Genomic DNA, 18427 nt, shown 5'->3' on the forward strand with positions numbered 1-18427 from the left:
AAGACCTCACAGGTTTCGAAAACCTGTGAGGTTTAACAAACAAATTAAACTTAAATTTATAAAATCATGAGGTTTATGTTTTAAGCATTTGTTATGCTCTAAACCAGTTATAATAAGCATAAGACATGATCATAAACGCTCAATAAATCAAAAATCCCAGCTTACATAATTAAGCTGGGATTTTTTTATCAATTTAACTATGTTTATTGTAATGAATCCTACTTCATATACTTCCCTTTTTTACTACCTTCATACATCACATATTTAACCAAACGCGATTCTAACTTAGCATTAAATAAAGGTATTTTACGCGAAGGCCTTAAACCAACATGTTTAAGCGCATCGAGGTTTGAAGTAATAAACCAAGCATCGGTGCCTGGATAGTTTTGTTTTAGGGTATCTCCAATATTTTTATAAAAGTCTTCCATATCTATATTTAAACGCTCGCCATAAGGCGGATTAAATACCATATGTAATTTTTGGTCGCCCCCTTTTTGGGTTTTAAAGAAGTCTTCGTGCTTCACCTCTATAAAATCTTCCAACTGGGCGTTTTTCACGTTTTCTATGGCTTTGGCCACGGCGCTTGGTGCTTTATCGTAACCTATAATTTTATGATGAAAATCGCGGGTTTTATTAATTAAAGATTCTTCAATTTTTTCAAATAAGTCCACGTCCCAATCTTGCCAACGCTCAAAAGCAAACTCTTTTCGCATTAAGTTTGGCGGAATATTACAAGCGATCATTGCAGCCTCAATAAGCATGGTGCCAGAACCACACATAGGATCCATAAAATCACATTGCCCGTCCCAGCCAGAAAGCATGATTAATCCCGCGGCCAACACCTCGTTTATAGGGGCAATATTGGTAGCGGTTTTATAGCCACGTTTATGCAAAGAATCGCCAGAAGAATCTAAGGAAATGGTACACTGTTTCCTGTCGATATGCACATTTATTTTAAGGTCTGGGAACTTTAAATCTACATTTGGACGTTCGCCAGTAGTATCTCTAAACTTATCGACAATAGCATCTTTTGTTTTTTGTGAGATATAGAGGGAATGCGAAAATAAATCGGAGTGTATCGTAGCATCAACAGCCAAAGTGCCTGTGGGTTTTAAATACTTCTCCCAAGACATTTTATAGATTTTATCGTACAAATCTTGCTCGTTGTTTACGGTAAAGCTATGTATGGGTTTTAAGATTTTAACGGCGGTACGCAGCGCTAAATTTGCCTTATACATAAAGCCTTTATCTCCAGAAAAAGCCACATGGCGCGTACCTATTTTAACATCTTGTGCTCCCAGTTGTGTGAGTTCTTTTGATAGTAATTCCTCAAAGCCAAATAAGGTTTTGGCAACCATTTTGAAATTTTCTTCCATTTTATTCGTCAAATTCTTTGCAAAAATAACGTAATTTTGCCCAAATTAACTAGCAATTGCAGATAATGGGTTAAGGATTGAAATATTATTCATTTTTATAAAAAAAAAGTGTTTTCAGCCTTCAAGTTAAATTCAACCAAAATTTGTATTTACTGATTTTGGTAATATCAAGAACTAAAAATTATAGTTAAATTTTTCCGTAGGTCAATATTTATGAAATAACTACTTTTGCTTTCTTAAAAGTAGTGTAAATGCTCTTAGGTTTAAGAATACGAGTATTACACGCGATAATGCCTCGAAATTAATTTAAAATTAGAAACTTATTGGATGGATAAATTGTTGCTACCCATATTGGCAGTTATTTTAGGTGTTGTAATCGCCATAATAACAAATTACAGAAAAACTTGGAACACCAAACTCCTACTCTCCTTTAGCGGATCGTTTTTACTAGCTTTAACGGTTTTTGAATTACTTCCAGAGGTTTATCATCATTTAGACGGTAAAAAAGCAGGTCTTTTTATTATGTGCGGTATTGTATTACAAATCGTCTTGGAGTTATTCTCCAAAGGTGCCGAACATGGTCACTTGCACATTAGTGAAGATAACCACAATTTTCCTTGGTTGTTATTTATTAGTTTGTGTATTCACAGTTTTTTAGAAGGATTCCCAATACACAAACACAACGATATGATTTATGGTGTTTTAATACATAAAATCCCTATTGCGACTTTGGTAAGTATCTTTTTGTTTCAATCGAATTATAGCAAATTAAAAATTACAGCGTTTTTAGTGGTGTTTGCGCTTATGACGCCTCTGGGGACTTTTATTTCACATACTTGGGAAGCTATTGCCGCTTATGGTGATATCATTAATGCGATAGTTATTGGTATATTTTTACATATTTCGACTACCATTTTATTTGAAAGTAGCGATGGGCATAAATTTAATTTATCGAAATTTATAGCTATTATTTTGGGTATTGCTATTGCCTATGTGATTTAGCTGATGACTGTTAAAAAACGATATAAATCACAATATGTCACTAGGAACACATTGAACCATCTCACGTTTAACTTTTAACTTTTAACTAAAATAGTGTTTAGCAAAGAAGAATCACGATTAATGCGTCAGGAATTTTGGACGAGTTTCGGGAAATCGTTTCCGCGGAAATGGCTTTTGTACCATACCAAATTGAAAGGGCTGTCGTTTAAATTTCATTTTGATACCAAAACCGCTTTTGTCACGCTAGATGTAGAAGACAGTTTAGAATACCGCATTAAATACTGGGAAAAATTATTAGCTTTAAAATCTATTTTATTAGAAGACTTCTTGCCAGACGCCATTTTTGACGAAACGTTTATCTTGGACAATGGTAAAGAAATCTCCAGAATTTACGTGCCTTTAGAGCAAAAAGTATCGATTCATAACAAAAACTCATGGCGTGAGGTCATGGAATTCTTTAACGAAAAAATGAGCCTGTTTGAAGCTTTTTTTGAGGAATATAAGGAAGTGATTGAGGGGTAACTGTTTTTATTTATTTGGTACTAAATCGCAAGGATACCAAACTAAAAAAGTCTAAAACAACGAAAAACTCATCTGTTTTCTGAGAATCTTTAAGGGCTTTAAACTTCCTAATGTGTTTAAAGGGGCTTCTCCATTATAAAATCGTCCATAAAAAAGCCTTTACCGATATTAGTAAGCTGTTTACCAGTAGCTTTAAAGCCCAATTTTTGGTATGCTTTAATCGCATTAATATTATTAACATTTACGCCAAGTTTAATGGCTTGTAAGCTATAGGTTTGGGCTTTTTCCACAACAAAATTCATAGCTGTTTTTCCTATTTTTTGTCCTCTAAAGGCCTCTAAAACATATAATTTACTCAAAAACAAATGTTTATCTTCTTTTTTAAAAGCTATATAGCCTGCAGGAATTTTATTAAAAGTTAAAATAAAATATTCCAGACCTTCGTCATGTATTTGTTTTAAAATGGCTGTTTCCGATTGAAATGTGTCGAGCATATACTCCACTTGTGCTTTACCAATTATAGGGACATAATGTTCATGCCAAATGGTGTGAGCCAAGTGCTCTATAATCTTATAGTCTTTAGTTTTATTGGCAGGAACAATCGCTATCATAATGGTTCAAGGTATTAGTTATTAAATCACGTAAAAAAAAATCATAAGAAAATGAAAAAGCGCACCAGCCAAAACAAACAAATGCCAAATCACATGATTATATGGTATTTTTTGAATGGCATAAAAAATAATGCCTACGGTGTAAGATAAACCACCTGCAAAAAGAAACAGAATACCATCGCTACCCAAACTATTCGAAAGGTTTGAAAAGTCAAAAACAATAAGCCAACCCATAACTAAATACAGTAAGGTTGAAAACAACTCGTAACGTCCCGTAAAAAACAGTTTTAAAACAGCTCCAAAAGCAGCAATACCCCAAACTACCCAAAAAAGCGTCCAACCCAACGTATCGTTTAAAGCAATTAAACACACTGGGGTATAAGTGCCAGCAATTAAAAAATAAATATTTATATGATCTACAATCCTAAAATAATACTTACGCCCCTCCCCTTTTACGGTATGATAAATTGTTGAAGCTGTAAACAATAAAATAATTGAAACGCCATACACAATCACACTAAATAAACTATAAGGTGTTTTTCCGGTATTGTAAACAATAAGTAAAACCAGAGCAGCAATGCCAAATAATGCACCAATAGCGTGCGTAATGGTATTCAATTTTTCTTCAAAAGCACTTTGTGTACGCATATATTAGGGGTTGTTTCGTTTGGGTTTTAACCATTTGTTTGTCAGTTCGAAAAAATCGAATTCGATAGCCGATTTTTGTCGTTCTAATCGTCCGTTTTGAAAACTGCGTTGTAAGATATCTTCAATTAGATAATCTTCTTTTTCAATATTAGGATTGAATTCGCTTTTTAAAGAAATATCGAACATACTCGCCGTGGTATTGTACCAAAAGGCACGCCAACCACTGCGCAATTCTTTAATTAAATCGAAGGTTGTTATTCCTGTTTGCCTATGTATCAGTTTAACTAATATACGCCCCTCAGACCGAGATAACTTTTTTAATTCCTCTGAAAATTCACCTTCAATATATTTTTGAATAAGCCTTGTATAGCGCCTTTTCTCACTATTTTTGGTAAGCTTAGCCAGACGATTTGTTAAAGTATCTAATCGCGTCGCTGCTAGTTTTGCATAAGGGTATACTTTTAGAGTTCTTCGGCGTAAAATTAAATATCTGGCGCGCTCCTCCTTGCTATTAAATTGAAGTTTATGCAAAATTATAACCGTCTCTAAATCTATAGCTTGTTTAGGTACAGAATCCCCCTCAACAATAATATATTTATCGCTTTTGGGGTCTTGTAAAGTATCATTAGTTTGAGCAACTACCGAAAACGAGAAAAGTACGACTATGTATTTTAAAAAATCCATTTACAAAACTTGGGGCCTTTATTATGTCAAAAATACTGAATTTATAAAAACTCTGTAGCTTACTTTGTTTATATTATGATTGTAATTCACTAACCTTCCATTAAAATTATGATGATGCGGTCAATCCTTTTAAAATAAAGAACTTTGCACATTTTTTTAAATGTTACCTTGCTTATTTGAAATAATTATTAAGATTTAAAGGAGATATTTTGTTAATTAAAGCACTTCTGTTTATCAGTTCGTTAGATTCAAGTCTTTGTTCTTGATTCTAAAAAGCAAAACGGTCTTTTGTCTCTTATCGACATTAATGATTGTAATTTTATGTAATAAATAATTATTACATTCGTTAAACGGTAGATAATTAACTTAGCATCAAATCGTTTAGAGTTTAAGACATTAGCAACAAATTAATTCATAGAAAACCATGCTACAAAATCATATTGGTGAACTGGAAAAAAACCCAAAAAAGCGTAAATTTATATTATTAGAAATACCCATACGCCATAGATTATTAATAACTATACCGCAATTATTAATACTACTCTTTATTTTTATATTTTTTTTAGTACATCAGGCACCACGCTTCACGAATAACAGCGCCTTATTTATACAAGTGCCATTAGGGCTTGGCATTATACTTCTGGCTTATTTTGTTTATCGTCGCGTGTCTTTCCACAAAAATGAACACATTCATCAGCAAAAAAAGTATTATACTTTTGGTAAAGTAAAACCGTCGAATACTAAACAATTAGAAGCCCTTCAACTCATTGCCTTTTCACGATATTCAGATGGTTTTTGGACAGACAGCTTAGAACATGCTCCCGTAGAGGTAAGAGTTGACCACGTACCCAATTTCAGAAAAAAACTAGATTACTTTAATATAAAAACAAAAGAGGAGCTCATATCTGAATGGGCCGATGCTTGGGGCATGATATCCAAAACTAAATACGAAAAACTATACAACCAACTTTTAAATGGTCTTCATACCTCGCAATTTCTTTTAGACTACAGAGAGTATCCAGAATGGAAAAACAGATTATTGGAGTTAACCGAAATTTCTGAAGACTATTTCGACTCCTGCTTTAATACCTCGAGTGCACAACCACAAAAACTCATTTGGGCATGGGATTTATGGCGAGCAGTTTTATTGAGTACCGCTGCCTTTGAATGTGGTTTTATTACAGAAGAAAAGGCTTGGCAGAACATATACAAAGCATCAGACCTCTCACACTTTCTATTTGATAGTATTGATGATTTTTACACCAATATGCGCTTGGGTCACGCCTATTGGTGTAATAACGAAAAACAAGTCTTCGAGCGAACCTCTCAGGTAAATGCCTTTTTAAACCCCAAAACAGGAAATGAACGTTTAGTACACACCGTAAATTGGACGTCCATTAAAAACATAGATTTACCGCATCATATGGCAGACAACTTTAAATCGTTCCTTAAAGACATAGACGACAACAATACACCAAGCAAAATAGGATTTAACAAAAACCAATAACAAATGCAGCCAAGGTAAATTTTTGTTTTTCCTGCAACATTTGCCAAAACCCGAAATACAAAGCACTGCAAATCGGTTTTAAATTCGAGCCACTCTAGTTTAGATTATAATACAAGTATTTTCTGGCTACCACAATTATTTTGTTTAGCTTCTTGTAAAAAAATCACTGATGTTATGTTGGTTCGTTTTTTTGCAGTATCAGTAAAATCTAAATTAAAGACTCTATATAAATTATTCGTTTTCGTTTTATATTATTACTTTAGTTCAAAATTTTAAACTATGACAAAAAAGAGCATTCTTAATAAAAAATCTATGGATTTTTTAGAGAAATATTTAAACAACGCCGCACCAACAGGTTACGAATGGACAGGGCAAAAACTTTGGATGGATTACCTAAAACCCTATGTAGACGAATTTATTACAGATACCTATGGCTCCGCAGTTGGGGTAATAAATCCAGAAGCAAAATACAAAGTGGTTATTGAAGGGCATGCCGATGAAATTTCGTGGTATGTAAACTACATTAGCGACAACGGCTTAATTTATGTCATTAGAAATGGCGGAAGCGACCATCAAATTGCACCGAGTAAAGTGGTTAATATCCATACTAAAAGCGGAATTGTAAAAGGCGTTTTTGGCTGGCCAGCGATACACACGCGCGACAAATCTAAAGAGGAAGCGCCAAAACCAGAAAATATTTTTATTGATTGCGGCTGCAAAACTAAAGAAGAAGTCGAGAAATTAGGGGTTCATGTAGGTTGTGTGATTACTTACCCAGATGAATTTCACATTTTAAACAAAGACAATTTTGTGTGTCGTGCTTTAGACAACAGAATGGGTGGTTTTATGATTGCCGAAGTAGCGCGATTACTTAAAGAAAACAAAAAAGAACTGCCTTTTGGATTGTACATCACCAACTCCGTTCAAGAGGAGATTGGCTTACGCGGTGCAGAAATGATTACCCACACCATTAAACCAAACGTGGCTATTGTTACCGATGTAACCCACGATACCACAACCCCAATGATTGAAATGAAAAAAGAAGGGCATTTGGAATTAGGCAAAGGGCCTGTAATCGCTTATGCCCCGGCGGTACAACAAAAATTACGCGATTTAATTACAGATACTGCTGAAGCTAAAAAGATTCCCTTCCAACGTTCGGCCCTATCGAGGGCGACAGGAACAGATACCGATGCCTTTGCTTATAGTAATGGCGGTGTAGCCTCGGCTTTAATCTCATTGCCATTGCGCTACATGCATACCACGGTTGAAATGGTGCATAAAGAAGATGTTGAAAACGTTATTAAACTCATTTACGAAACCTTACTTAATATAAAGAGCGGCGAAACGTTTAGCTATTTTGAATAAAACCAATACAGAAAGCACCATTTAAACGTGGTGCTTTTTTATTATCATTAGGGCGTTACCACAAGGGTCGGGCTTTCCGCTATATCTTTTTTTTACGTCATAGCGAGGAGCAAGCGACGTAGCTATCTTTTAAATTTTAGTTCTAAGCTAGGTATGGTTTTAGCTTTAAAAAAAAGGATGCCGCATCAATCCCTAACGCAACCCAGCATACCCATTAAAACATGCTCAATAAAAACCAACAACATGGACGAAATTATTGATATTGTAACTTCCAACGGTAACCCAACTGGAAAATCTGCACCCAAATCAATTGTCCACCAAAAAGGCTATTACCATAACACGGCACATGTGTGGTTCTACACAACAAATGGCAAAATTTTACTATCGCAACGCTCGTCTAAAAAAATACTTTACCCCTTACTTTGGGATGTTTCTGTAGCCGGCCATATAGATGCTGGCGAAACCATTAAACAAGGCGCTATTAGAGAAATTAAAGAAGAAATAGGTTTAGAGGTTTCTGAAGATGATTTGAATAAAATTGGGGTTTTTAATTGTTTTAAATCCTACGATAATGGTATTTTAGACAACGAATTTCACCATACCTTTATTTCCAATTTAAAAGTCTCACTATCTCAATTAACCATTCAAGCTGAAGAAGTTGAAGCCCTAAAACTAGTCTCAACAAACAACTTCAAACGGCTTTTAAATACTATTGGTAACAACAACAATCATTTTGTAGCTTCAAATAAATCGTATTACGAAACTGTGCTTCACCATATTGAGCAGGCCATGACAAGAAAATAAAAAAAACAATAAGCCAGTCCGTCTCATAGACTTAAACATTCATAAAAAATCACTAGTGTCCGTTTAAAAATATTATAATGCTATCAATTCTTTTAAAATTTAGAACTTTGCACGTTTTTTAAAATGTCACCTTACTTATTTGAAATAATTATTAAGATTTAAAGGAACTATTTTGTTAATTTAAAGTACTTCTGTTTATCAGTTAGTTAGAATCAAGTCTTGGTTCTTATGTCTATTAGCGAAGCGGTCTTATGTCTTTTGTAGAACATTAATGATAGAAAATAATAAAGCGTTTTATAATGCTTATATTTACATGAAAACAATTTCATAAACTTATGAGTCAAACTTTCAAAACCAACGTTAATGCTACTTTCGATTTTGAAATTAATAAAGATGCCGTTTCCAATCTTGACGTCATTCAAATTTCAGACTCCAAACAACATGTTATTCATCAAAATACTTCCTATCATATAGAAATTCTGGAGTCAGATTTCAATAATAAATTCTACCAAATAAAAGTAAATAACACGCTTTATAAGGTTTCTATTTTTAATGATTTGGATATTTTAATAGACGACATGGGGTTTTCTGTAAGCGCCTCTAAACAAGTAAATTTTATAAAAGCTCCAATGCCTGGCTTGATTTTAGACCTACGTGCTCAAGTAAATCAAGAAGTCAAAGAAAATGACACTTTAATCATTCTTGAAGCCATGAAAATGGAGAATATGATCACTTCACCACGAGATGGTATTATCAAATCTATTGCCGTGAAACAAGGTGATGCCGTAGAAAAAAATCAATTATTAATTGAGTTTGAATAGCCAAGAAAATAATTTGAAAATATTCTAAATAAACCTTAAAAATTATGGGGAGATTTCGGCCTTCGAGGAAATGAAAAAAACACATTCTAAATGAAAAAAATACTAGTAGCAAACCGTGGCGAAATTGCCATGAGGGTAATGAAAACAGCTCAAAAAATGGGTATAAGAACTGTTGGGGTTTATTCTTCGGCCGACAGAAATGCCCCTCATGTTAAGTTTGCCGATCAAGCGGTTTGCATTGGCGAATCGCCCTCCAATCAATCGTATCTAAGAGCTGATAAAATTATAGCAGTCGCCAAACAATTCGGCGTAGATGCCATACACCCAGGCTATGGTTTTTTAAGTGAAAATGCCGATTTTGCTGAATTATGTGAAAAAAACAACATTATTTTCATTGGGCCCAAATCAAAAGCCATAAAAATCATGGGCAGTAAATTAGCGGCCAAAGAAACCGTAAAACATTACAATATCCCCATGGTTCCTGGTATTGACGAAGCCATTACCGATGTTAAAAAGGCCAAAAGCATTGCCAAAGAAATAGGCTATCCCATTCTAATAAAGGCCTCTGCTGGTGGCGGCGGAAAAGGCATGCGTGTGGTAGAAAAAGAAAGCGATATAGAATCGCAAATGCGTCGCGCTATAAGCGAGGCGACATCGGCCTTTGGCGATGGCGCTGTTTTTATAGAAAAGTACATTGCTTCTCCGAGACACATAGAAATTCAGGTCGTGGCCGATAGCCATGGTAAGGTTTTACATTTTTTCGAGCGGGAATGCAGCATCCAAAGACGGCACCAAAAAGTGGTGGAAGAAGCACCTTCGTCAATTTTAACCCCGCAATTGAGAGCAGAAATGGGCGAAGCAGCCGTTAAAGTAGCGCAATCTTGTAACTATCTAAACGCTGGAACAGTCGAGTTTTTATTAGATGAACATGGTAATTTCTATTTCCTTGAAATGAATACTAGACTGCAAGTAGAACATCCTATAACCGAATTAATTTGTGGTGTAGATTTGGTCGAACTTCAAATTAAAGTTGCTCGTGGCGAAGCGCTTAAACTAAATCAAGAAGATTTAAAAATTAACGGTCACGCGATAGAATTACGTGTTTATGCCGAAGATCCTTTAAACGATTTTTTACCAAGTGTAGGCACTCTAGAAACATATCAGTTACCTTTCGGGCAACATATTCGTGTGGATAACGGTTTTGAAGAAGGTATGGAAGTCCCAATATATTACGATCCCATGCTTGCCAAACTAATTACGTATGGAAAAACCCGGGAAGAAGCGATTCAACTCATGATACATGCCATTGAAAATTTCCATGTTGAAGGCGTAAAAACAACCCTTCCATTTGGTAAATATGTTTGTGAACACGAGGCCTTTCGTTCGGGGAATTTCGACACGCATTTTGTTAAAAATTATTATGCTCCTGAAACTTTACGAAATAAAACCAAAAATGAAGCTAAAATTGCTGCTACCTTAGCACTCAAACAATATTTAAAAGATCAAAAACAACTTCGTTTACCACATAATTAGAAAGTAAGCGACGTTGGTGTAAAAACAAAATTAGACCATAACAATCTTCCAAGCACATGAAATCCAAAATAGACATCTTAAACGAAAAACTAAATTTAGCACATTTAGGAGGTGGCCAAAAACGTATTGACAAACAGCACGCCAAAAAAAAATTAACCGCTAGAGAACGGGTAAACTATTTAATGGATGAAGGCTCTTTTGAAGAAATTGGAGCCTTAGTAACCCATAGAACTACCGATTTTGGAATGGAAAACGAGGTCTATTATGGCGATGGCGTAGTAACAGGTTACGGCACTGTAAATGGCAGACTAATATATATTTATGCCCAAGACTTTACCGTGTTTGGTGGCGCTTTATCTGAAACACACGCCGAAAAAATTTGTAAAATCATGGATTTAGCCGTTAAAGTTGGTGCGCCTATTATTGGTCTTAACGATTCTGGTGGCGCTCGTATTCAAGAAGGTGTACGTTCTTTAGGGGGTTATGCCGATATTTTTTTTAGAAATGTACAAACCTCTGGAGTGGTTCCGCAAATTTCTGCCATTATGGGCCCCTGTGCAGGCGGTGCTGTGTATTCTCCAGCCATGACAGATTTTACACTTATGGTAGAAGACACTAGTTACATGTTTGTAACTGGCCCAAATGTTGTAAAAACAGTAACTAATGAAACCGTAACGAGCGAAGAGTTAGGTGGCGCAAATACCCACGCTTCTAAATCTGGCGTGGCTCATAAAACCTCGGCCAATGATATTGAATGTTTAGAAGACATTAAAAAACTACTAAGCTATTTACCACAAAACAATACCGCTAAACCAAATGCATTAGAGTTTAAATTGGGTGAAGAAACACGAGAAGTCTTATCGAATATCGTACCAAACAACTCCAACAAACCATACGACATGCAGGCTGTGATTTCAGGTATTATTGATGACCATTCCTTTTACGAGATTCATAAAGATTATGCCGAAAATATTATTGTTGGTTTTGCTCGTTTAGCCGGAAGAAGTATTGGTATCGTAGCCAACCAACCTCAATTTTTAGCAGGCGTTTTAGATGTAAATAGCTCTAAAAAAGCAGCCCGTTTTACTCGTTTTTGCGATTGTTTTAATATTCCGTTACTAGTTTTAGTTGATGTTCCTGGGTTTTTACCGGGTACAGACCAAGAATGGAATGGTATTATTGTACACGGCGCAAAATTACTATATGCATTAAGTGAAGCTACCGTACCAAGAGTAACGGTTATTACGAGAAAAGCTTACGGTGGTGCTTATGATGTTATGAACTCCAAACACATTGGCGCCGATTTTAATTTCGCATGGCCAGGTGCAGAAATTGCAGTTATGGGAGCGAAAGGCGCAAGTGAAATTATTTTTAAAAAGGAAATCGCTAATGCCGATAATCCCATTAAAAAGCTTGCTGAAAAAGAAGCCGAATATGCCGAGAAATTTGCAAACCCCTACCGCGCTGCACAACGTGGTTTTATTGATGAAGTTATTTTGCCCAAAAACACCAGACGTAAATTAATAAAAGCCTTCGCGATGTTAGAAAACAAAAAAGTGGAAACGCCTAAAAGAAAACATGGCAACATTCCCCTATAAATTTCTAGTCGATATAGGCATTGAAACCCTTTGTTTTAAAGAAAAAAAACAAAATGGCAAATCAAAATTCCCAAATCATCCTTATATTTGCACTTTCTTAAAAATAACAACAATGCAAGACGGATTATACGCAAAATTTAACACAACAAAAGGAGAAATTCTAGTAAGCTTAGAGTACCAAAAAACACCTGGAACCGTAGGTCATTTTGTAGCCTTAGCCGAAGGAAATTTAGAGAATTCAGCCAAACCTCAAGGCACGCCATATTACAATGGACTAAAATTTCACAGGGTGATACCTGATTTCATGATACAAGGTGGATGCCCACAAGGTACAGGCACGGGTAATCCAGGATACCAGTTTGACGATGAGTTTCACCCCGATTTAAAGCATGATGGCCCTGGTATATTATCGATGGCCAACGCAGGACCAGGAACCAACGGAAGTCAATTTTTTATTACGCACGTAGAAACCTCTTGGCTAGACGGTAAGCATACGGTTTTTGGAAAAGTTCAAAACGGTCAAGACGTTGTTGATGCCATTGCTCAAGGCGATACCATTGATAGTATAGAAATTGTAAGAGTTGGTGCAGATGCAGAAGCTTTTAATGCTGTTGAAGCTTTTAGAACATTTGAAGGTTCAAGAGAAAAAAGAATACAAGAAGCCAAAGCTTTAGCTGAGGCCGAATTAGATAAATTCGCGGCTGGCTTTAATAAAACAGAGAGCGGTTTACGTTATAAAATACTTCAAGAAGGCACAGGTACCAAAGCAGAAAAAGGTAAAACCGTATCGGTGCACTATAAAGGGCAGTTAACCGATGGCACTGTTTTCGATTCGTCTTACAAACGCAAACAACCTTTAGAGTTTCCGGTTGGCGTTGGTCAAGTAATTCCTGGTTGGGATGAAGGTATCTGTTTGCTAAATGTTGGTGATAAAGCTCGTTTAGTAATACCAAGTAATTTAGCCTACGGTAGCGCTGGTGCAGGTGGTGTAATCCCACCAGATGCGACTTTAATATTTGATGTGGAATTAATGGATGTGAAATAAATTTAAAACCATTATTACGGTATTATTCAACACAAACATATGGAAATTAAAAAAGAGTGCCTCAAACGCACTCTTTTTTTTATCTAACGCAAAATATATTTATTAGTCGGTTAAAGCCTCACGCTTCGCCTTTTTTTCTGCTCTCATTTCTTTAAATTTCTCTAATAACGCACCACCAATCCAGTAAGGTACTACAAAAGCAAATAAAAATATCATCAACCAAAAACCAATTGTGAAAATTGCTAAAAACGCTAAAAAACCTAAGTACTGGTCAAATTCGAACATCATTATATGTATTTTAAAGTGGTTATACACAAAGATATAATAAAGTGTGCTGTTTTACAATATAAAAAAATACTATTTAATTAAGGTGCCCCACTCGGTCCACGATCCATCGTAAACCGCAATATTTTTATAGCCACAAATGTCTGCTCCTAAAGCTAAAATACATGCTGTTATGCCCGATCCGCATGAAAAAATAAGCGAATCATCACGACTGATAACTTCTGAAAAAATAGTTTGTAATTCTCTTTTGGATTTCAGCAACCCCGCATTCGTTATCAAGCATGAATACGGAATGTTTTTTGAATTGGGGATGTTTCCCCGTCTTAAACCCTCACGAGGTTCTGCTTCTAGGCAATTAAATCGAGCGGCAGATCGCGCATCAATTATTTTATGTGTTTTATTATCTGAAGCTTTTTTTACGTCATTAAAAAAACACATGACATTTGATTGCGGTTTGGCTATAAAATCACCTTCTTTATAATTGTAGTGCTTTTGGGGCTCGACTGTAAATCCAGCATCTATCCAACAAGCTAAACCACCATTTAGAACGGCAACATTGTTAAAGCCAAAAGCTTTAAATAACCACCAAACTCGCGCACTAGAGTATATCCCTTTGTCATCGTAAACTACAATAGCACTGGTGTTATTAATACCTAAATTTCTAGCTTCTTTTTGGAATTGTTCTGCTGATGGAAAAGTATTTGGAAATGGTTGCGACTGGTCGCTAAATTTATTTTTTATGTCGAAAAATCGGGCTTTCGGAATTTGTTTCTGTAAGGCATCGTTAGTTTTTTTAATCGTGCCATCTAAAATCACCAAATTATCAGCATTACAATTTTGATGAAGCCACTCTACCGAAACAACGGGTGATTCTATGTTTATATAGGTATTCATAACACATTTAAATAGTATATCTAAAACACTATTAATTAAAGATTGTGTTTTTGCAACATCTAAAGGATTTTAATCGACAAGCACGATCCCCACCATAGATGAAGATTTAATTGATTATAAGCAAAGCCTTTATTTAATTTTTTCAAAATAATGATCGTCCCATTCCTTTGGCTGTGGTTCATCTTGCAGTTTTCCTAAAGATTTAGCCACTAGCATAGACACGGTGGCATCGCCAGTTACATTTACTACCGTTCTACACATATCCAAGGGTCTATCTACTGCAAAGATAAGCGCCAATCCTATAGGCAATAATTCTTCTGGAAAACCTACAGACTCTAATACTATAACCAACATAACCATACCTGCACTCGGCACTGCTGCACTACCAATAGAGGCTAACAAGGCGGTACCCACAATAATTAACTGGTTAGTAAAGGTTAAGCCTTCTGGCCAAATTACTTGCATAATAAAAACCGCGGCAATACCTTGGTATAAACTGGTACCATCCATATTAACCGTAGCTCCAACGGGTAGTACAAAACCAGCGACCTCTTTATCTACACCCAGATGTTCCTCTACACGCTCCATAGTTACCGGTAATGTGGCCGCACTACTACTGGTTGAAAACGCCAAAAGTTGTGCTGGACTTATTTTTTTCAAAAACCAAAAAGGAGACTTTTTTGCATATACCCCTACCAATACTAGATAAAAAACAATCATTAAAATTAACCCACCAATAACACAGAATGCGTAGTAAAGCAGTTTGATTAAAATCTCGGTGTCATCAAAAGCAATAATTACATTCGCAAGTAGAGCAAAAACCGCATACGGAGCAAAAAACATAATTAAATCGACCATTTTCATCACTACCTCATTAAGCGAGTCGAAAAAATTAATTAACGGTTTGGCTTTCTTTTCGTCTACTAACAATAAACAAATACCAACAAAAAAAGCAAAGAAAATAACCTGTAGCATAGAGACTTCAACAAAAGACTCGAAAATATTATTTGGAAAAATATCAACTAATGGCTGTAAAGGTCCAGCTTCTTTTTGGGCTACAGCTTTCTCTAGCTTATCGGTAACCCCATCATCATCTTCATATTTTAATTTAATCTTCTCTATAGTTTCTTCCGGCATGCCTACTCCAGGCTCTACAACATTAACAATGCTTAAACCAATAATAATAGCAACTACGGTTGTACCAACATAAATGGAAATGGTACGCAATCCCATAGATTTTATTTTAGAAATGTCTTTTAAATCGGAAATTCCCTTTATTAACGATGCTAAAATTAAGGGGATGGCAATTAGTTTTAAAAGGTTTATAAAAATAGTGCCAAAAGGTGCTACCCATCTGCTTATAAAATGTTTGGCTTTTAGTTCCTTAACCTCCTCAGCTTCCACAAACTCAACACTATGCACAACCTTACCATTATCGATACTTTCAACAACTTTTTCGTAAGCAGGTATTATTCCAGTTACCACCTCTTCTCTTCCCCAGCTGGTGGATAATAAAACGAAGCCAAATACCACTCCTAAAACCATTCCAATAATAATCTTCCAATGTAATGCTAGTTTTTTCATAAGCAACTGCTGGTCTCTTCGTAATTGAAGAGCGTTTATTTTTTTAAAAATTTAAATGCCTAACAATATAGTTATTTTTTTTTCTGTGTTATAAAGCTTAACACCTTATTTCTGTTCAAGAGTCTGTAAAATTAAAAAATCCTTTAAATTTTCAGAAATATTTTAGAACACATCTTAAACCTTTACTTATTATAATTTTAGTTCGCCTTTATAAATCTCTATCAAATTAAACACAGAAATACAAAGCACAAGCCAGGTAGCTCCTATAATAAAACCACCTAAAATATCTGAAGGAAAATGAACACCCAAATAAATTCGGCTTAAGCCAATACTTAAAATAAGACATGCTAAAACCAATATTACTCCTATTTTTACAAACCTATTGATTTTTAGTTTACTCACTAAATACATTATAAAACCATAAAACACCAGAGCATTCATGGCATGTCCACTGGGGTAACTCAAGGTTTGTACCGAAACTAAATGATCGGCAGCGGGTCTTGCCCTGTTTATAATATGTTTTAGCAGTACATTTAAAAGCGCAGATAAAGCCAAAGTTAAGATAATTTGTAACAAACGTTTCTTTTGTTTTAGCACAATTATTGAAAATAAGCCGCCAGCAAGTATAAGGGTTAGATAACCATAAACATCTCCCACATGTGTTATAAAAACAAAATAGTTGGTTAAGCCAGAAGACCGTATAGACACAAAGTAATTTGAGATATAAGCATCGTAAGCCACAACAGTACTTGAAGTTAACATGGTGGTTAGTGCAATAAACACACCTAAGCCAACAAGAACTAAGACTGCTACAAAACCTTTATAAGTATTAAGCGCAGATATTTGTTTTGTCGATTTATTTTTTAAAATCACATTAATAATTTTGTTAAGTAATTTGCATTGAAACCGGCATGGTTATCTTCTTTATGTACACTCAATAAATAATCAAGGATTAAAAAAAATTTTAGATCTAAATAAAATATTTAGCGGTAAAGTTTATTCATTAAATAAAAATCGGCCAGAACCAACGCCGCCATAGCTTCTACAATTGGTACAGCTCTAGGAACCACACAAGGATCGTGACGACCTTTACCCTGGGCTTGCACAACTTCACCCTTACTGTTAATGGTTTCGTACTTTTGAATAAGGGTTGCTACCGGTTTAAAGGCCACATTAAAGTAAATATCCATACCGTTGCTAATACCACCTTGAATGCCACCAGAGAAATTAGTTTTGGTCGTACCATCGGTATTAAAAGCATCGTTGTGCTCACTGCCGTACATGGTACTGCCATGAAAGCCACTGCCGTATTCAAAACCTTTTACAGCATTTATGGAAAGCATCGCTTTTCCCAATTCGGCATGTAATTTATCAAATACTGGTTCACCTAAACCAGCGGGAACATTTTTTAAAACACAACTTACCACACCACCAACGGTGTCTCCTTTACTTCGCACGTCTTTGATATACGATTCCATTTTTGAAGCCATGGCTTGGTCTGGGCATCGCACAATATTCGACTCCACTTTAGTTAAATCTAAATCTGTATACGGTTTGTCGAGTGCCATGCTTCCTACAGCAGAAACATAGGCCGTAATTTCTATATGTTGTAACATTTGTTTTGCAATGGCACCAGCAACTACGCGACATGCTGTTTCTCGTGCAGAGCTTCGACCGCCACCTCTGTAATCTCTAAAACCATATTTTTGGTCGTAAGTATAATCGGCATGACTAGGACGATAACTATCTTTAATATGGGTATAATCTTGAGATTTTTGATTGGTGTTTTCTATAACAAAACCTATGGATGTTCCTGTAGTTTTACCTTCAAAAATTCCGGAATGAAACTTGACAGTATCGGGTTCTTTACGTTGTGTTACAATAGCAGATTGTCCAGGCTTCCGTCTATTTAACTCAGCTTGAATGAATTGTAAATCTAACACAATTCCAGACGGACAACCGTCTATTACGCCACCTAAAGCGGGGCCATGAGATTCACCGTAAGTTGTAAGCCTGAATAGTTTTCCAAAAGAATTACCTGCCATATTTTTATTTTAAGGCTAAAATAAATCTAATATTAGACATACGAAAATTGAAGTTGTATTTTCTTAAAAGGACTGATGATTTAATAATTGCTGACTAATG

18 protein-coding genes are annotated in these 18427 nt (G+C 35.4%); 9 read left to right on the forward strand and 9 right to left on the reverse strand.

The features are described from left to right. Nucleotides 1-218: 218 nt before the first annotated feature. A complete protein-coding gene (locus FEZ18_RS00995) occupies nt 219-1376 on the reverse strand; it encodes a class I SAM-dependent RNA methyltransferase (RefSeq protein WP_153266587.1) in 1158 nt (385 codons plus the stop codon). A 327-nt stretch (nt 1377-1703) separates the two neighbouring features. Between FEZ18_RS00995 and FEZ18_RS01000 the strand changes: the two genes are divergently transcribed. Together FEZ18_RS01000 and FEZ18_RS01005 are read left to right on the forward strand one after the other, a co-directional pair. Then, the gene (locus tag FEZ18_RS01000; RefSeq protein ID WP_153266588.1) at nt 1704-2378 is read left to right on the forward strand and encodes a ZIP family metal transporter; all 675 of its coding nucleotides are present in this window, start codon (nt 1704-1706) and stop codon (nt 2376-2378) included. A 93-nt stretch (nt 2379-2471) separates the two neighbouring features. Next, a complete protein-coding gene (locus FEZ18_RS01005) occupies nt 2472-2900 on the forward strand; it encodes a DUF4268 domain-containing protein (protein ID WP_153266589.1) in 429 nt (142 codons plus the stop codon). 116 nt (nt 2901-3016) lie between these two features. On the opposite strand, the gene FEZ18_RS01010 is transcribed toward FEZ18_RS01005, so the two are convergent. The 3 genes from FEZ18_RS01010 to FEZ18_RS01020 are packed head-to-tail and all read right to left on the reverse strand — an operon-like array spanning nt 3017 to nt 4843. Beyond that, nucleotides 3017-3511: a GNAT family N-acetyltransferase gene (locus tag FEZ18_RS01010; protein WP_153266590.1), complete on the reverse strand. Its 495-nt coding sequence runs from the start codon at nt 3509-3511 to the stop codon at nt 3017-3019. A gap of 21 nt (nt 3512-3532) precedes the next feature. Next, nucleotides 3533-4159 carry a PAQR family membrane homeostasis protein TrhA gene (gene trhA / locus FEZ18_RS01015; protein ID WP_153266591.1) on the reverse strand — a complete coding sequence of 209 codons (627 nt, stop codon included), beginning with the start codon at nt 4157-4159 and terminating at the stop codon, nt 3533-3535. A 3-nt stretch (nt 4160-4162) separates the two neighbouring features. Continuing rightward, nucleotides 4163-4843, reverse strand: coding sequence for a DUF4294 domain-containing protein (locus FEZ18_RS01020; RefSeq protein WP_153266592.1), 681 nt, complete (start codon nt 4841-4843; stop codon nt 4163-4165). Between the two features lie 424 nt (nt 4844-5267). Here FEZ18_RS01020 and FEZ18_RS01025 point away from each other — a divergent pair, with 424 nt between their 5' ends. The 7 genes from FEZ18_RS01025 (at nt 5268) to FEZ18_RS01055 (ending at nt 13519) form a co-directional block, all read left to right on the forward strand. Then, nucleotides 5268-6350, forward strand: coding sequence for a DUF1266 domain-containing protein (locus FEZ18_RS01025; RefSeq protein ID WP_153266593.1), 1083 nt, complete (start codon nt 5268-5270; stop codon nt 6348-6350). Nucleotides 6351-6629: 279 nt separating this feature from the next. Next, entirely contained in the window at nt 6630-7718 is a 1089-nt protein-coding gene (locus FEZ18_RS01030) for a M42 family metallopeptidase (protein ID WP_153266594.1), read from the forward strand. Between the two features lie 243 nt (nt 7719-7961). Continuing rightward, a complete protein-coding gene (locus FEZ18_RS01035) occupies nt 7962-8522 on the forward strand; it encodes an NUDIX hydrolase (protein ID WP_153266595.1) in 561 nt (186 codons plus the stop codon). Nucleotides 8523-8857: 335 nt separating this feature from the next. Then, nucleotides 8858-9343 carry an acetyl-CoA carboxylase biotin carboxyl carrier protein subunit gene (locus FEZ18_RS01040; protein WP_153266596.1) on the forward strand — a complete coding sequence of 162 codons (486 nt, stop codon included), beginning with the start codon at nt 8858-8860 and terminating at the stop codon, nt 9341-9343. Between the two features lie 90 nt (nt 9344-9433). After that, nucleotides 9434-10876, forward strand: a complete 1443-nt coding sequence (gene accC / locus FEZ18_RS01045; RefSeq protein WP_153266597.1) for an acetyl-CoA carboxylase biotin carboxylase subunit — start codon at nt 9434-9436, stop codon at nt 10874-10876. Nucleotides 10877-10932: 56 nt separating this feature from the next. Continuing rightward, the gene (locus tag FEZ18_RS01050) at nt 10933-12474 is read left to right on the forward strand and encodes an acyl-CoA carboxylase subunit beta (protein WP_153266598.1); all 1542 of its coding nucleotides are present in this window, start codon (nt 10933-10935) and stop codon (nt 12472-12474) included. Nucleotides 12475-12586: 112 nt separating this feature from the next. After that, nucleotides 12587-13519: a peptidylprolyl isomerase gene (locus tag FEZ18_RS01055; RefSeq protein WP_153269014.1), complete on the forward strand. Its 933-nt coding sequence runs from the start codon at nt 12587-12589 to the stop codon at nt 13517-13519. Between the two features lie 102 nt (nt 13520-13621). Here FEZ18_RS01055 and FEZ18_RS01060 read toward each other — a convergent pair whose 3' ends face one another. The 5 genes from FEZ18_RS01060 to aroC all read right to left on the reverse strand — a co-directional run bounded on the left by FEZ18_RS01060 (nt 13622) and on the right by aroC (nt 18327). Beyond that, nucleotides 13622-13804 (reverse strand): hypothetical protein, encoded by a 183-nt coding sequence (locus tag FEZ18_RS01060; protein WP_153269015.1) that lies wholly within the window; start codon nt 13802-13804, stop codon nt 13622-13624. A 72-nt stretch (nt 13805-13876) separates the two neighbouring features. Then, nucleotides 13877-14698, reverse strand: a complete 822-nt coding sequence (locus FEZ18_RS01065; protein ID WP_153266599.1) for a sulfurtransferase — start codon at nt 14696-14698, stop codon at nt 13877-13879. A 129-nt stretch (nt 14699-14827) separates the two neighbouring features. Then, nucleotides 14828-16282, reverse strand: a complete 1455-nt coding sequence (locus FEZ18_RS01070) for a dicarboxylate/amino acid:cation symporter (RefSeq protein WP_153266600.1) — start codon at nt 16280-16282, stop codon at nt 14828-14830. Nucleotides 16283-16471: 189 nt separating this feature from the next. Next, nucleotides 16472-17155 (reverse strand): phosphatase PAP2 family protein, encoded by a 684-nt coding sequence (locus FEZ18_RS01075; RefSeq protein ID WP_228122808.1) that lies wholly within the window; start codon nt 17153-17155, stop codon nt 16472-16474. 110 nt (nt 17156-17265) lie between these two features. Beyond that, nucleotides 17266-18327 (reverse strand): chorismate synthase, encoded by a 1062-nt coding sequence (gene aroC, locus FEZ18_RS01080; RefSeq protein WP_153266602.1) that lies wholly within the window; start codon nt 18325-18327, stop codon nt 17266-17268. Between the last annotated feature and the right edge of the window lie 100 nt (nt 18328-18427).

Origin of the sequence: Oceanihabitans sp. IOP_32, from assembly GCF_009498295.1 — a bacterium.
Classification (GTDB): domain Bacteria; phylum Bacteroidota; class Bacteroidia; order Flavobacteriales; family Flavobacteriaceae; genus Wocania; species Wocania indica.

Bases quoted from the DNA above. Each gene is read 5' to 3' on its own strand.
- FEZ18_RS00995 (WP_153266587.1), bottom strand. From the start codon at position 1,376: ATGGAAGAAAATTTCAAAATGGTTGCCAAAACCTTATTTGGCTTTGAG.
- FEZ18_RS01000 (WP_153266588.1), top strand. From the start codon at position 1,704: ATGGATAAATTGTTGCTACCCATATTGGCAGTTATTTTAGGTGTTGTA.
- FEZ18_RS01010 (WP_153266590.1), bottom strand. From the start codon at position 3,511: ATGATAGCGATTGTTCCTGCCAATAAAACTAAAGACTATAAGATTATA.
- trhA (WP_153266591.1), bottom strand. From the start codon at position 4,159: ATGCGTACACAAAGTGCTTTTGAAGAAAAATTGAATACCATTACGCAC.
- FEZ18_RS01020 (WP_153266592.1), bottom strand. From the start codon at position 4,843: ATGGATTTTTTAAAATACATAGTCGTACTTTTCTCGTTTTCGGTAGTT.
- FEZ18_RS01025 (WP_153266593.1), top strand. From the start codon at position 5,268: ATGCTACAAAATCATATTGGTGAACTGGAAAAAAACCCAAAAAAGCGT.
- FEZ18_RS01030 (WP_153266594.1), top strand. From the start codon at position 6,630: ATGACAAAAAAGAGCATTCTTAATAAAAAATCTATGGATTTTTTAGAG.
- FEZ18_RS01035 (WP_153266595.1), top strand. From the start codon at position 7,962: ATGGACGAAATTATTGATATTGTAACTTCCAACGGTAACCCAACTGGA.
- FEZ18_RS01040 (WP_153266596.1), top strand. From the start codon at position 8,858: ATGAGTCAAACTTTCAAAACCAACGTTAATGCTACTTTCGATTTTGAA.
- accC (WP_153266597.1), top strand. From the start codon at position 9,434: ATGAAAAAAATACTAGTAGCAAACCGTGGCGAAATTGCCATGAGGGTA.
- FEZ18_RS01050 (WP_153266598.1), top strand. From the start codon at position 10,933: ATGAAATCCAAAATAGACATCTTAAACGAAAAACTAAATTTAGCACAT.
- FEZ18_RS01055 (WP_153269014.1), top strand. From the start codon at position 12,587: ATGCAAGACGGATTATACGCAAAATTTAACACAACAAAAGGAGAAATT.
- FEZ18_RS01060 (WP_153269015.1), bottom strand. From the start codon at position 13,804: ATGTTCGAATTTGACCAGTACTTAGGTTTTTTAGCGTTTTTAGCAATT.
- FEZ18_RS01065 (WP_153266599.1), bottom strand. From the start codon at position 14,698: ATGAATACCTATATAAACATAGAATCACCCGTTGTTTCGGTAGAGTGG.
- FEZ18_RS01070 (WP_153266600.1), bottom strand. From the start codon at position 16,282: ATGAAAAAACTAGCATTACATTGGAAGATTATTATTGGAATGGTTTTA.
- aroC (WP_153266602.1), bottom strand. From the start codon at position 18,327: ATGGCAGGTAATTCTTTTGGAAAACTATTCAGGCTTACAACTTACGGT.